Genomic DNA, 13454 nt, shown 5'->3' with positions numbered 1-13454 from the left:
CTGTGTCGTGGGGAAGTCGATCAGCGGGCGAGGCTGACCGGCGGGCCACGATGAGACACCGACGCGGCGAGAAGCAGCGCGGAGCGAAGCGGTTGTTCGGCACGATGAGCGCTGCAGCGCGCCTCCGGCGGAACCGGTGCGCGCACGATCCGCACCGCCACCCGCACCGCGCGCGACACCGCCCGGCACAGGCGGTCGCCGGCCGCGATCAGCACTGCGCCCACTCCGACGGCCAGCACGTGCGCGACCACCATCGTCGTGCTCGGCGGTGCGTGGGTATGCCCGGTGACGCCGAGCAAGATGTGGCCGACGACCTGTCCCGACGCCAAGATCCCCAGCAGCACAGGAATTTCCGAGGCCCGCGAGAGACCCGCGATCAGCGCACCGATGGTCGCGGCGAGGATGGCCATCGCAACCGTCGCCGCCCCGGTCGGTAACTCGGCACCGCCGTATCCGTGTGCGGCCGCGGCGAGCGTCGCCGTCAGCAGCCCCGAAGCCACGCCACGAAGGCGTGCCGCGAGACCGGTGGGCGACATGGACCGCTCAGCTCACGCCGAGCCGAGCCATCAGGTCGGCGTCGATTCCGTCGAGTTGCTGTTCGATCGAGGCGTGCGCCGCCTTACGTCGTGCCGGCGGCATGTGCTCGGCGGCGGCCACGGCGGCGGACAGGTCGCCGAGCCGCTCGGTGATCGCACCGACGAATTGTTTGGTCTCGGCGTCCTTGGGCTTCTTCTCGGCGACGAGGCGCAACGACTGCTCGGCGCCGGCGATGCGGGCCGACAGCTGGGCGCCGTACCCGTTGAACTGACCGACCTGGCTGAGCGGAACCCCGAGCCGGTCCGCGCGGCGCTGGTCGAGGTAACCGCGCGCGGTGATCGACGCGCGGTAAGCGACCGGCACCACGATCGGGGCGAGCAGCCGTGTCACGGTCAGCACCCGCCGAATCCGGCCGGGGGAGAAGAGCTTGCCTTCGCGCGCGGCCTTCAGTTGCGTCTCGGCGACTTTGAGCGCCGCCCGGTCACTATCGCGCTGCGCCTTGAGCTGGGCCTTGAGTGCCCTGGTCTCCGCACGGTTGGCGGCCTTGATGCGACGGGCCTCGTTCTTGGCGGCCAGCTTGGCCTCCAGTTTCGCCTTGGCCTTGATCGCGCGGGCCTCGGCCCTGCGGGTGGCGCGGGTTTTGCGTCGCTTGAACAGGCTCATCCCGGCTTGCCTCCCAATGGTGTTTCCGGCCGCTGACGTCGTCGCTGTGCGGGTTGTCGGTGCAGCACAACCCTATCGTTGCGAGCTCGTGGGCTGCGGGCGGCTCGATGCCCGCGGGGCCGCTGCGGATACGCCTTGGCTGGACCGCGCATTACGGGCATGCTTATACAGAACCGCAAGTTCGCGAACTTGAAGCCAAGAAGCCGCCCGTCAAGACGGCGGACAGCGGATAGTGGACTGGTCGGAAGGGGGATCCATGCCAGCTAACCGCCGTGTCACCCGAGCGGTCGGGGCCGTGCTCGAACTGGCGCCGCGGCACGGGGAGGTGTCGCTGACCCGGCTCGTCGAGGCGGTGAGCGAAGACCGCAATCGACGCATCGAGCTCAAGATGGCCGAGCTGCCGCCCGGTGTCTGTGGGCAATGGCGCCAGTACAACGACCACGATGTCTTCCTGATCCAGAAGGGTCTGCCCGCGTGGGACCGCACGCTGGCCCACGAGCTGGGGCATCTGGTGCTGGGCCACGACGGCATCCCCGTCGCGCAGGCCGCCGAGCAGAGCACGGAGTTCGCCAGCTCCGATCTCATCAGCTACATGCTCAACCAGCGGACCGGTTGTATGGGACCCGCCGGTGAAGCGGCCGAGCAGGAGGCGGAGGATTTCGCGGCCCTGCTGCTCTACCGCCTCGGCAGGCTGCCGTCGGACCGTTCGTCGATCGTCCAGGTGCGGCTCGGAGAGGCGTTTGGTTGATCGTCTGGGTGATCGCCGGTCTGCTCGGACTGGCCACCGGCCTACGCATCGGGTGGGCGCTGGTCAATAAGCAGAGCCTGGTGAGCACCGCGATGATCCTCGCGTTGGCCAGCCTGGCGTTGATCGCCGCCCTGAACTGGCAGCCGTTGACGCTGCTGATCGACCGGCTCCTGCCCTGGCCCAACATCTCGCTGGGCTTGTCCCAGATCGCGCTCGTCGCCTGTGCCGCGGGCAGCTGCGTGATGATCACCTCCGCGTCGTCGGTGCGTAAACCGGCGACGATCCGCAGGATCGCCATGGCGCAGTACGCCGTCGCGGCGGTGATCGCCGTGGTGACGGCGCTGGCGTTCTTCGCCGCGGGACGGCAGCCCGAGATGTCGGCCCAGGAGTTCCTGCAGCGCAATCTGAGCGAGGGCGGGAACTCGTTGCCCTGGCTGCTGCCGCTGCTGTACGTGCTGCTGGCCTTGTCACTGGTCTCCTGGGCGGGACTGCGCTACTCGAATCGCAGCCGCCGTGGCCGGGCGCTGTTCGTGTTCACGCTCGGCATCGTGCTGATCGCGGTCGCGGCCGCCTTCTTCTTCCTGCGCGCCGTGAACCGCAGCGGGCCTGTTGGTGTCGGCGCCGCGGCGACGCTCCTGGGCTGCGCGATGGTGGTCGTCGCCGCGGGATCACTGCTGCCCAGCATCGAGGACTGGTTCGGCGCTCGTCGCGAACTGCGGGCGATCCAACCGATACTCACCGAGCTGGGCCGCAGGCACCCCGACATCGGTATCGGGGTCCGGCCACGCGGTCCGCTGGTCTTCCGGGTCGCCGAGCGGATGTCGTTGATCTCCGATGCCCTCTACCTGGAAGCCACGGCCGCCGAGTACCGCCGCAAGCTGCGGGTGGACCCCGCCGGCGCGGTGACCGGTGACGAGGCCGAGGACGACGCTGAACTCGAATCGCCACCCGTTCCGCCGCAGGAACAAGCGAAGGCGATAGCCGAATGGATCCATTCCGGAATCGACGGCGCCGCGGAGGATCAGCGCGTCGACTTTCCCGGCCTGGGTTGGCTCAACCAACCCAGCGAGTACTCAGACCGCGAGTGGATTCTGGAGATCGCCGAGCAGTACCGCGCGTTGACCCGCCGCGGTGCCGCGGCGGGTCAAGCAGCGTAGCTGGTCTGGTGGCCGCGCTTCGCCAGCTGGGGCGGGCGGGCCGGGTCGGGCTAATCGTCGAGATGCTCGCGGCGACGCAGCTCATCAACCTTCTGGACGATGTCCTGCTGGGCCTCCGGCGACAGGCCGACGGTACGCGCGGCAATACGCCGGACACCCTCGTCGCGCATGCTGGCGAGCCAGGTCAGCTCCTTGTCGAGCTTCTCGTAGTACTCGTCGTCGGTGAAGTAGGCCGGCTTGATCCGGAAGAAGTTGGCAAGAGCCGCCATGGTCGTTGCCGAGGGGTTCGTGCGGTTGCCGGAGCGCAGCTGCGAGAGGTACGGAGCGGACATGGTGACGCCCTCGGCCTTCAGCGCCGCGATCACCTCGGCGGAGGTGTGCGGGCCGCGTCCCGGCGGGTAGACCGTGTCAAACAGCCGGTTCAAGCGAGCGGCGAACGTCGTGCTCATCGATAGGACCTCCACATGCATTGGACGAGCGGTGTACAAGCGGCGTATTTGCTGATCATCGTAGCGAGTGTTGTGGCCACAACCAAGTGCAAACCCGGGAAAAGTTGTTCAGCTCCCTCGTCAGCGCTCGCTACGTTGCCGGCTTAGCCATTCGAGGACGATCGGAACGTGTGCCGACGGCTCTACCATACGGTGCGACGAAGCAAACTACTGCGACTCTGACAAACCAATTTTGCCGGGCTGCCAGGTAGGGCGGCCGGTGTCAACCCCCTGAGCGCCGCCGGCAACATCGTTTGCATACATTCGGGCGGTTCACGGCGTTTGCCAAATAATTTACGCGTGGTCGCGGGACGCTCGGGGCCGAATACGCAGGTGGTGTCAGGTCGGCCGGGTCGACGGCTCTTCTGCGGCGGCCTCCGCGGGCACCCTGCGCCGCCGGACGAGCCAGGTCACCAGCACGGCGACCGTTACGGAGGCGGTGACGCCGACGGCGACCCAACGCAGTCCTAACGCACCGTCGAGCAGCATCCACAGTCCGAACAGCAGGAACAGGACGCTGGCCAGACCGTGCAGGAACGCCTCGGGCAGTCGCTTGTGCATCAACCTGCCGGCCGCGATGGCGGCGCCGTCGGCCAGCACCATGCCCGCCGTAGCGCCGATCCACACACCGGCCCAGTTCCGGTCGCTGGCCAGCGCCACGGTGGCCAGCATCGTCTTGTCCCCGAGTTCGGCGAGGACGAACGACGAGACGATCGCGGGCACCACGTAACGCGGCTCGGCGATGCGAATCTCTTCGTCGTCGCCCTTCTCGCGCCACGTCCACACCGCGAACAACAGGAACGCGATGGCGGCGACGAACGCGATGGGGCGTTCGGGCAGCGTCATGCCGAGGAAGTGCCCGATGGCCACCGACAGGCCGTGCACGAGCATCGCGGCGATAGCGACACCCGAGAGCACCACCCACCATCGGTGCCGCAGCGAGTAGGTCATGGTGATCAGCTGGGATTTGTCGCCGAGTTCGGCGACGAACACGACGGCGAGACTGACCAGGATGGCGGCGAGCATTCGGACGACCCTTTCGACGCGTCGCCGACGATCCGGAGCTTCCCGCCCCGCCGGCTTCGGTCGAAGGTCTCGCCCACCACACGCGGTGTGGTTCGTCGGCCGGGCTTGCGCCAGTATGTCGACACGACGATTGGGGGCTACTCCCCTTCGCTTACTGAACCGACCCTAGCCGCGGTTACGCGGATGCGCCAGCGCCACAGTGTTTTCGGGCGGCCGAATTCGCCGTTCAGGGACCCGAATCGAATGCTTCGAAAGCCCTTATGCCGCAAGCAGCATCGCGAGGATCGCGGTGTCCGGATGGCTGATCGGGTCGACACCGACGCGGCTCACCATCGAGGTCACCGTTCCGTCCACTTCGGCTTCCACCCACGCGGCGCGGTGCTCGAGGCCGAGATGTGGGAGGCCGGGCAGCAGTACGCAGCCGGACGCCGCGCCGTTGCACTCGGGAAGTGACGGCGTGGTTTCCGAAGGGGGATGCAGCATCAGCAGGGCCGGCGGCTGGTGCTCGGCGAAATAACCTGGCGGCACCGCTGATTCGCCCACCACGGTGCCCTCGGCGACGACGAGGCCGACAGTGTTGGGTTCGGGCTCGTCGGGCAGCTCTTCGTGGGCGCCGAATATCGTTGTCGTGGAGAGTAATCCGGGGAGCGACGCGACGCGGACGGCGACCATGAGCAGCTGCGCCCATTCTTTGGTTGAGTCCGGCCATCGGCCCGAGATCACGAAACCCTTGAGTGAACCGCGTGAATGAAAGGGGGCGACTTCGATCGCCTTACCCGACTCCCTCTCCATATCGCCTCCGCGCCATCGGTGTTCGGACGCCGGCCCCAGCCGACTGATGGCCCGACACGCCAGTGGGTCGATTTGCTCAGCATGCGGCAGAACTTGGCTGGCACGCAAGAGGACACGACTGCTAACTGCCGGAATCGTTTCGGGCAGTCCACAGCACGCGATACGACCCGGCCGCCGAGATCCAGCCGAAATCATGCGAGTCGGCGGCGCCGGGTGCGCCCGGATTGTCCGAGCGGGCTTCAAAGATCACGCCGCGGCCCGCGCCATATACATCACCGACCCGCTTGACGAGCCACCGCCTGGATTGACGCGGATCCCGGAACACTCTTAGCTGGCCCCGCCGAATGCGGCCGCCCCGCATGGCCAGAAGCCCGTCGCCGGGTGCAACCGTCGGACGCATCGAGTCGTCCACCACTCGGAACAGCCACAGCGGCCAGCGTCGCGGTGTCTGGTTGCGGCGCACACCCAAAGGGTAAGTTAGGACTCATGCTGCATCGATTGTTCAACAACGCAACCCCCGCCCATGCCCATTGCGATCTGTACTGCGGCGTCTACGACCCCGCGCAGGCCAAAATCGAGGCGCTCTCGTGCTTGAAGACGATCCAGAAGTATCACGACTCAGACGATGAGCACTTCCGCGCGCGCGCCATCATCATCAAGGAGCGCCAGGCCGAAGAGGTCAAGCATCACCTGATGGTGTTGTGGGCCGACTTCTTCACCAAGGATCACTTCGAGCAGTTCCCCAACCTGCACCAGCTGTTCTGGGACGGCGTGCACGGCGCGGGCGACGTCAAGAAGTCGCTCGACGTCGCGGTCGCCGAGAAGCTGCTCAAGACGATCGACGAGATCGCCGACATCTTCTGGCAGACCGACAAGGGCAAGCAGATGGGTGTCTATCCGCCCGCCTGACACACCTGCCCGACACCGAAGAGCCGCCGAGTCATTGACCGGCGGCTCTTTCGTATCCGAGATTCGAGGCGGGCGTTCGTCAGTACAGGACGATGAGCGCGAGCACGACCAGGAGCACCAGCGCGATCACGCCGGCGCGCAGGAACGCCATCAATTGGGTGCGGGTGTAGGCGGTCGGCGTCGACGACTGCCATTCCGTGGGTGGCATTGCCGAACCCGGACCCATCGAAGACGTCATGAACCCCTCCTGACCTGCGTCTTTAAAGTCTTCCCCCGGTGAGATCGATCACAGCTTTGCCAGCTGTGACGCCGATCATAACCCCTGATGTGTCGCCGGGAAAATCGGCTCACATGTGCCGCCGTCGGCGCCGTGCGGCCACGCTTTGCGGTTAGTTCGGCTAGGGATTTCGCTCGCCAGTCGAGAATCTGTTGATGGGACCGCCGGATAACCGACGGCTTATCCACAGTTTTCCTCAGGGAAAACACAGATTCAGCGGCTCACGGCGGGTTCTTCGACGTGGCGGGCCTGTGGATGAACCTGTGGAAATTGTGGATAGGTCGGCATTGCTGTCGGCGCGCGACGCCCGAGGGCATGTCAGCATTGAGGCATGGACGAGGCTGAGTACGCGCAGGCCGACATCGCCGAGGTGCCGACGACGTTCGGACCGGGAGCGGTCCTTATCGATGTCCGGGAGGACGACGAGTGGGCTCGCGGTCACGCACCGGACGCGCGGCACATCCCCATGGGTCAGGTCCCCGCACGCCTCGCGGAGATCGACACCGAGGCCCAGGTGTACGTGATCTGCGCCGCCGGAGGGCGCTCGCAGCGGGTTGCGCAGTACCTGGCCAGGAACGGCTACTCGCCGATCAACGTCAACGGTGGCATGTTCGCCTGGGCCGGAGCGGGCCGTCCGGTCGTCACCGACGGCGGTGGCCCGGGCGTCGTCTGACGGATCGTCGCTACCCTGGTCGAATGGTCGGGCGAGGAATGCCGATCCCGCGCAGGCGAGGAGCGAAAATGATCCCGCGCACGCAAGGAGCGAAATGATCCAGGTGTGTTCCCAGTGTGGAACCCGGTGGAACGTGCGCGACCGCCGCAGGACGTGGTGTCCGCGCTGCAACGGTTCGTTGATGCCGCCGTCGGCGCCCGCACCGGCCGCGGACGCCCAATGGAGTGCCCGTCCGCCCGGTCCGGCCGGACCCGGTCCGGGCACCGGGTCGCGGCCGCAGCTGCCGCCCGGCTATCGCTGGGTCGCGGTGCGGCCCGGCGCACCGCCGCATCCGCGGCGTCCCCGGCGGGTCCTCGGCCCGACACCGCGCTACGCGACCATTCCGCGGTGGGGGCTCGTCGACCAGATCGCACCGGTCGATCAACAGCAGGAGGTGGCGCGCGGCGGGCCGTCGTCGGGCATGCTGCGCGGCACCCTGTGGCTGACGATGGCGGTCCTGGGCGCCGCGGCCCTGATCCACCTGGCGCGCTACGCGCTGCTGATCATCAACCGCACGGTGTTGCTGCCTCCGTGGATCGCCGCGATCGCGACGTGGTTCGGCGTCGTGCTCAGCGTCGTCGCCGCGTTCATGGTGGTGGCGAGCCTGATCATGCTGACCAACTGGCTGATCGCGCGACGCGCTGCCGCGTACGCGTTTCGGGGGGCCACCGATCCTCGACCGTCCTGGCGGCTGCAGGCCGGCTGTCTGCTGCCGTTCGTCAACCTCTTCTGGGCGCCGGTGTTCGTCATCGAGCTGGCGGGCGTCGAGGAACGGCTCGGCCACCTGCGCCGGCCGATCGTGGTGTGGTGGCTGGCGTGGATCGCCAGCTACGCGGTGTCGATCTGGTCGATCGCGACCAGCTTCACGCGCGATGCGCAGGGCATCGCCGACAACACCATGACCACGATGATCGCGTACCTGCTCGCGCTGGCGACCCTCCTGCTGGCCGAGAAGGTCGTTGCGGGGTTCGAGCGCCGCCCGGTCGAGCGGCCGAGCAAGCGCTGGGTGATCGTCCCCGACGACGGCTCGCGTGCCGAGGATCAGCCCGAGCAAGAGGTTCCGGTTGAGTCCCGAGGGCAGGACCCGGCAGCATAGGTCGTATGACTGGCGACTCCGAAGCCGCCGACACCGCGGCTTCCGGACCGACGCTCGGGGGCCATCCATTCGTCGTGGCGCACCGTGGCGCATCGGCCGACCGTCCCGAGCACACGCTCGCGGCGTACGAGCTTGCGCTCAAGGAGGGCGCGGACGGCGTCGAATGCGATGTGCGGCTCACTCGTGACGGCCATCTGGTCTGCGTACACGACCGCAGGGTCGACCGGACGTCGAACGGAACCGGCCTCGTCAGTGACATGACGCTCGCCCAGCTGCGCGAGCTGGACTTCGGCGGCTGGCATCCCAGCCGGAATGCTGTTGAGGCGCAAGGCGATACCGGATTGCTCACGCTCGAGGACCTGATCTCTTTAGTGCTCGACTGGAACCGGCCGGTCAAGCTGTTCATCGAGACCAAACATCCCGTCCGGTTCGGCGCTCTGGTGGAGAGCAAGGTGCTGGCGCTGCTGCACAAGTTCGGTATCGCCGCGCCGGCATCGGCCGACCTGGCGCGGGCGGTGGTGATGTCGTTCTCGGCCGCCGCGGTGTGGCGGATCCGTCGTGCGGCGCCGATGTTGCCCACGGTGTTGCTGGGCGAGACGTCGCGGTATCTCGGCGGTAGCGCGGCGACGACCGTGGGCGCCACCGCGGTGGGGCCCTCGATCGCGACGCTGCGTGAGCATCCGGAACTGGTCGACCGCGCGGCCGCACAGGGCCGGGCGATGTACTGCTGGACCGTCGACCATTTCGAGGACGTCCGTTACTGCCGCGACCTCGGGGTGGCCTGGGTCGCGACCAACCATCCCGGCCGCACCAAGGATTGGCTGCAGAACGGTCTGGCGGGCGCGGGGCGCGACTAGTTAGAGACTCCCGCCCGCGGCCTTCGGCGCAGCGCTGTCCGCCGCCGAACCCAGTTCGCGCGCGACGAAATCCTCCAGATGGAACAGGTTGGCGCCGGCCCGGTCGGCGATGCGCACCAGCGTCGTCATCTGCGCGACCTCCTCGACCTGCTCGCCGAGGAACCACTGCATGAACTGCTCGCCGAGATAGTCGCCCTCGTCGCGGGCCACACCGGCCAACCGGCTGATCTGCTCGGTGACCGTACGTTCCTGGTCGAGGGCCAGGGCGAGCGCGTCGCGCGGTGTGGCGAAGTTGTTGCGCACCGGGTCGACCCCGGGAATCTCGACCTCGACGTCACGGTCGAGCAGGTACTGGACCAGCATCATCGCGTGATTGCGCTCTTCGACGGACTGGCGGTAGAAGTGCTTGGCCAGCTGCGGAAGGTCCGCGCCGTCGAAGTGAACGGCGATCGCAAGATATTGCTGCGCGGCACCGAATTCGTTGCGGATCTGCTCTTGCAGAAGGGCGTGGAATTTCGTGTCGGACGCTTCGGCAGTGGTCATGGCAGCGACGATATCGCAGGTCAGACGGCATTGTCAGTGAAGGGCGACCTAACACAGGCGAGCTTAGCCTAATTGAGCACAGCCTTCGTGATGGCGCTTACAGGATCGAGAATGAGTTTGCTACAGCCACGCTCACGGCTGCGCGTCGAGGACCTCGGCGGGGATGGCGGCGTCGGTGCGCAACGCCTCGAACAGCTCGCTCGAGAGCTCCTCGTCCCACACCACGACCGAACCCACGTCACCGCTGGTGTATTCGCCGATGGGCACGGTCGTGGTCAGCACGTCGCCGTGCATGGCCCAGGCGAGGCGGGCCAGGTTCCAGACGTGGTCACTCTCGTTGACGGTGACGGTGCGCGTTGCCGCGCGCGCCATGGGATACCACCGCAGCGGGTTGAGCAGAACGGACGGGCTGGTGGCGCGGTGCAGCAGGGCCTGCATGAACTCCTGCTGGTGGCGCATGCGGTCCAGGTCGGCGCGCGGCGTGGCCCTGGAGCGGACGAATCCGAGTGCGCTGCGACCGTCGAGTTCCTGGCATCCGGCGGGTAGGTCGATCCCGGCGAGCGGGTCGCTGATGGGTTCGGTGGGGCACACTTGCACCCCGCCGACGGCGTCGACCATGGTGGCGAACCCGCCGAAGCCGATCTCGGCGTAATGGTCCATCCGCAGCCCGGTCGCCTCCTCGACCGTCTGGGCGAGCAGCTGGGCGCCGCCCAGGGTGAACGCGGCGTTGATCTTGTCGCTGCCGTAGCCCGGAATCGACACGTACGAGTCGCGGGGGATCGAGACCATCGTCGCCTTGGTGCTCGAGGTGATGCCGGGGATGTGCACCACCAGGATGGTGTCGGTGCGACCGTCACCGAGGTCACCTCCGGTGGTCCACTCCGCCTGCTGTTCGGGGGTCAGATCCTGGCGGCTGTCCGAGCCGACCAGAAGCCACGTGGTTCCCGCGCCCGACGCGGGACGGTCGGGGTAGTCGACCAGCGCGCTGGTGCGCTGCAGCGACGAGTCGATCCAGAGCCCACCCGCCACCACGCCCACGACGGCCAACAGCAGGACGACCAACAACAGGCGTCCCCAATGCCGTTTGCGCCGTGTTCGTTTCGGCTTCGGCGGGGCAGGTGCGGTCGGCGCCGGTGCGTCGCGGCGGCGGGGCCGGCGGTCCGACGAGCACGAACCTGGTGCGCGCGTTCGGTTCGTCGACGACGTCGGACGCCAACGCCGCGAGTCCGTAGCGCTTGGTGGCCAGCGCCGTGCTCACCCCCGCGTCGGCGCGGCACTCGGCGACGTCGTTGGCCGCCGCGGCGTTCGAGTTGGCGGGCACCACCCGCGCCGACGGCAGATGCTCGGCAAGCCAGTTGCGCACCTGTGCGGCCGCGACGGGGAAGGCGGCGATGGTCGCGACCTCTTCGACCGCTGTCCCATCACGGACGGCGATCGTGAACGACACGTCGAGCGTGAGCTCGGCGAAGATCTGCAGCGGCGTGCCGGTCGCCAGCCCGTCCAGCGTCGGAAGCACCGAGCCCTCGATCGAGTTCTCGATCGGCACGCAGGCGTAGTCGGCACGCTCGTCGCGCACCGCTGCGAGCGCGCCGATGGTGCTCTCGCACGGGACCGGGGTCACCTCGTCGGCGCCTGCCCCGCCGGGCAGCATTCCGCCCCCCGCCATCTTGAGCAGCGCCGCCTCGGTGAACGTCCCTTCGGGTCCGAGATAAGCGATGCGCGGCACAGGTCAACACTATCGGGTCACCCCGGTAATGCCGTTCCGCTGCACGAAAGCCTTGCGGGATCCGTCGATCGGTAGTTAAGTTAGGCTCACCTTATCTTGAAGGAGGCGCGATGGCGACAACGGTCACGGCACCGACAACGGCCGAGCGGATCCGCAGCGCGTGCGCCAAGGCGGGCGGCGCGATGCTCGCGATCGAGGGCTGCGAGAACGGCGGCCCCACCGAGACACCCGTCCACCACCTACTCGACGACGGCTCGTTCGCGATCACCGTCCCCGCGGACAGCGCGGTGGCCGCCGCGGCCGTCGGGGCCGGAGTCGGCGGGGTGCAGGCGGTGCTGGAGATGACGGACTACGCGCCGCTGCCATTGCGCGAGCCGGTGCGCTCGCTGGTGTGGATCCAGGGACGCCTGCACGACATCCCCGCGGGTGAGGTGTCGGCCCTTCTCGACCTGATCGCCTCGGAAGACCCCAATCCGGCCCTGCTGCAGGTGAACTCCGGGCCCGCCGACGGCGACCAGGGATACACGCTTCTGCGGCTGGAGATCGACTCCGTCGTCGTCGCCGATTCCACGGGCGCCGAGTCGGTCGGCGTGAGCACGCTGCTGGACGCGCGGCCGGACCCGTTCTGCGCAATGGAGTCGTGCTGGCTGCAGCACATGGAGTCGGCACACCGCGATGTGGTCGAGCGGCTCGCCAGCCGACTCCCGATGTCGTTGCGCCGCGGCCGTGTTCGGCCGCTGGGGCTGGACCGCTACGGCGTGCAGCTGCGGGTGGAGACGGACGACGGCGACCACGACGTGCGGCTGCCGTTCACCCGGCCGGTCGACGACGTCACCGGCTTGAGCCAGGCCATCCGCGTCCTGATGGGCTGCCCGTTCCTCAACGGGCTGCGCGCACGGAAACTCTGACCGCACTACCGTAGCTCCGGTGACCGGCGCCCCCGACGAGCTCACCGACCCCGCCCGCCGGGCCCTGCGCATCGAGATCATCGTCGTGCTGGCGGTGACGTTCGGCCTGTCGGCCTACAGCGCGCTGCTCAACCTGATCGAGTCCGTCCTGCTCGGTCTGTCCGGACAGGTCATCGCGCTCAATCCGCGCCGGTCCCCGTTCGACCTCATCGACCTCGGGCTCAACCTCGTCTGGGTGTTTCAGCTGTCAGCATGGGGCGCGCTGGCGATATATCTGTTGTGGCGCAGCGGAATTACGCTGCGCTCGATCGGGTTGGGTCGGCCCCGATGGCGTCCCGACCTGCTCGGCGGGATCGGCCTCGCGGCGCTCATCGGGGTGCCCGGCCTCGCGCTGTATCAGATCGCGCGGCTGCTCGGCATGAACGCGAACGTCGAGCCGGCCGAACTGTACGACACCTGGTGGCGGATACCGGTCCTGCTGTTGACCGCGTTCGCGAACGGGTGGGCCGAAGAGGTGATCGTCGTCGGCTACCTGATCACCCGACTCCGGCAGTTGCGGGTGAGCCCGGTGACCGCCGTCGTCGCCACCAGCGCACTGCGCGGTCTGTACCACCTCTATCAGGGCTTCGGCGCCGGCCTGGGCAACCTGGCGATGGGAGTGGTGTTCGGCTACGTCTATCTGCGCACGGGCCGGCTGTGGCCGCTGATCGTCGCGCACGCGCTGATCGACGCTGTGGCGTTCGTCGGGTATGCGCTCGCCGCAGGTCATCTGGGCTGGTTGCGGTGAACAACCGCGCTTGCGACGTAGATTCTGATAGGTGACCGACAACCGGCAACCGCCCCGCGGGTTCGAGCCGCCGCCGCGGCCGCGCCGGGAGCCGTCACAGGTGATCCGCCGAGACCCCAACTACCGGCCGCCCCCGCCGCACCAACCCGCACCGCCGATGCCGATCTCGGCGTAATGGTCCATCCGCAGCCCGGTCGCCTCCTCGACCGTCTGGGCGAGCAGCTGGGC

Annotated in this window: 17 protein-coding genes and 1 pseudogene; 8 read left to right on the top strand and 10 right to left on the bottom strand. The window is 68.0% G+C overall.

Annotated features, from left to right (window positions below):
* Positions 1–20 precede the first annotated feature (20 nt).
* Both A5698_RS27140 and A5698_RS27135 read right to left on the bottom strand, forming a co-directional pair.
* Entirely contained in the window at positions 21–536 is a 516-nt protein-coding gene (locus A5698_RS27140) for a hypothetical protein (protein ID WP_068303460.1), read from the bottom strand.
* A 7-nt stretch (positions 537–543) separates the two neighbouring features.
* Complete coding sequence (locus A5698_RS27135; protein ID WP_068303457.1) at positions 544–1200, bottom strand: DUF6474 family protein; 657 nt, start codon at positions 1198–1200, stop codon at positions 544–546.
* A gap of 256 nt (positions 1201–1456) precedes the next feature.
* Between A5698_RS27135 and A5698_RS27130 the strand changes: the two genes are divergently transcribed.
* Both A5698_RS27130 and A5698_RS27125 read left to right on the top strand, forming a co-directional pair.
* Positions 1457–1948 (top strand): ImmA/IrrE family metallo-endopeptidase, encoded by a 492-nt coding sequence (locus tag A5698_RS27130; protein WP_068303452.1) that lies wholly within the window; start codon positions 1457–1459, stop codon positions 1946–1948.
* Positions 1945–3105 carry a hypothetical protein gene (locus A5698_RS27125; RefSeq protein WP_068303449.1) on the top strand — a complete coding sequence of 387 codons (1161 nt, stop codon included), beginning with the start codon at positions 1945–1947 and terminating at the stop codon, positions 3103–3105. Before A5698_RS27130 ends, A5698_RS27125 begins: the two co-directional genes overlap by 4 nt.
* Before the next feature lie 50 nt (positions 3106–3155).
* Here A5698_RS27125 and A5698_RS27120 read toward each other — a convergent pair whose 3' ends face one another.
* From A5698_RS27120 to A5698_RS27105, 4 genes are all read right to left on the bottom strand, one after another.
* Positions 3156–3554, bottom strand: a complete 399-nt coding sequence (locus A5698_RS27120) for a helix-turn-helix domain-containing protein (RefSeq protein WP_064348517.1) — start codon at positions 3552–3554, stop codon at positions 3156–3158.
* Positions 3555–3932: 378 nt separating this feature from the next.
* On the bottom strand, positions 3933–4619 hold the full coding sequence (locus tag A5698_RS27115) for a TMEM165/GDT1 family protein (RefSeq protein ID WP_068303445.1): 687 nt from the start codon (positions 4617–4619) through the stop codon (positions 3933–3935).
* Between the two features lie 258 nt (positions 4620–4877).
* Entirely contained in the window at positions 4878–5411 is a 534-nt protein-coding gene (locus tag A5698_RS27110) for a peptidase (RefSeq protein ID WP_068303442.1), read from the bottom strand.
* 121 nt (positions 5412–5532) lie between these two features.
* Positions 5533–5811 carry a S24/S26 family peptidase gene (locus A5698_RS27105; protein ID WP_231967573.1) on the bottom strand — a complete coding sequence of 93 codons (279 nt, stop codon included), beginning with the start codon at positions 5809–5811 and terminating at the stop codon, positions 5533–5535.
* 86 nt (positions 5812–5897) lie between these two features.
* Here A5698_RS27105 and sodN point away from each other — a divergent pair, with 86 nt between their 5' ends.
* Positions 5898–6320 carry a superoxide dismutase, Ni gene (gene sodN, locus A5698_RS27100; RefSeq protein WP_064401171.1) on the top strand — a complete coding sequence of 141 codons (423 nt, stop codon included), beginning with the start codon at positions 5898–5900 and terminating at the stop codon, positions 6318–6320.
* 79 nt (positions 6321–6399) lie between these two features.
* Here the strand turns inward: sodN and A5698_RS29200 are convergent, their stop codons facing one another.
* Positions 6400–6558 carry a hypothetical protein gene (locus A5698_RS29200; protein ID WP_197506911.1) on the bottom strand — a complete coding sequence of 53 codons (159 nt, stop codon included), beginning with the start codon at positions 6556–6558 and terminating at the stop codon, positions 6400–6402.
* Positions 6559–6928: 370 nt separating this feature from the next.
* Here A5698_RS29200 and A5698_RS27095 point away from each other — a divergent pair, with 370 nt between their 5' ends.
* The 3 genes from A5698_RS27095 (at position 6929) to A5698_RS27085 (ending at position 9262) form a co-directional block, all read left to right on the top strand.
* Positions 6929–7270 (top strand): rhodanese-like domain-containing protein, encoded by a 342-nt coding sequence (locus A5698_RS27095; protein ID WP_068303438.1) that lies wholly within the window; start codon positions 6929–6931, stop codon positions 7268–7270.
* Between the two features lie 94 nt (positions 7271–7364).
* Positions 7365–8405, top strand: coding sequence for a DUF4328 domain-containing protein (locus A5698_RS27090; protein ID WP_068303436.1), 1041 nt, complete (start codon positions 7365–7367; stop codon positions 8403–8405).
* Between the two features lie 5 nt (positions 8406–8410).
* A complete protein-coding gene (locus A5698_RS27085; RefSeq protein ID WP_067090666.1) occupies positions 8411–9262 on the top strand; it encodes a glycerophosphodiester phosphodiesterase in 852 nt (283 codons plus the stop codon).
* On the opposite strand, the gene A5698_RS27080 is transcribed toward A5698_RS27085, so the two are convergent.
* From A5698_RS27080 to A5698_RS28295, 3 genes and pseudogenes are all read right to left on the bottom strand, one after another.
* Positions 9263–9805: a ferritin gene (locus A5698_RS27080; protein ID WP_068303433.1), complete on the bottom strand. Its 543-nt coding sequence runs from the start codon at positions 9803–9805 to the stop codon at positions 9263–9265.
* A gap of 132 nt (positions 9806–9937) precedes the next feature.
* Positions 9938–10867 carry an LCP family protein gene (locus A5698_RS27075; protein WP_068303527.1) on the bottom strand — a complete coding sequence of 310 codons (930 nt, stop codon included), beginning with the start codon at positions 10865–10867 and terminating at the stop codon, positions 9938–9940.
* A gap of 28 nt (positions 10868–10895) precedes the next feature.
* A pseudogene (locus A5698_RS28295) lies at positions 10896–11531 on the bottom strand (prephenate dehydratase domain-containing protein); the annotation flags it as partial.
* Positions 11532–11641: 110 nt separating this feature from the next.
* Here A5698_RS28295 and A5698_RS27065 point away from each other — a divergent pair.
* Together A5698_RS27065 and A5698_RS27060 are read left to right on the top strand one after the other, a co-directional pair.
* On the top strand, positions 11642–12439 hold the full coding sequence (locus A5698_RS27065) for a DUF2470 domain-containing protein (protein ID WP_068303427.1): 798 nt from the start codon (positions 11642–11644) through the stop codon (positions 12437–12439).
* Between the two features lie 19 nt (positions 12440–12458).
* Positions 12459–13226, top strand: coding sequence for a CPBP family intramembrane glutamic endopeptidase (locus tag A5698_RS27060; protein ID WP_068303425.1), 768 nt, complete (start codon positions 12459–12461; stop codon positions 13224–13226).
* Positions 13227–13454 lie beyond the last annotated feature (228 nt).

Origin of the sequence: Mycobacterium sp. E136, from assembly GCF_001666865.1 — a bacterium.
GTDB lineage: Bacteria > Actinomycetota > Actinomycetes > Mycobacteriales > Mycobacteriaceae > Mycobacterium.
The sequence above is the reverse complement of the archived record's forward strand: the minus strand, read 5'-3'. Positions and strand labels throughout refer to the sequence as shown.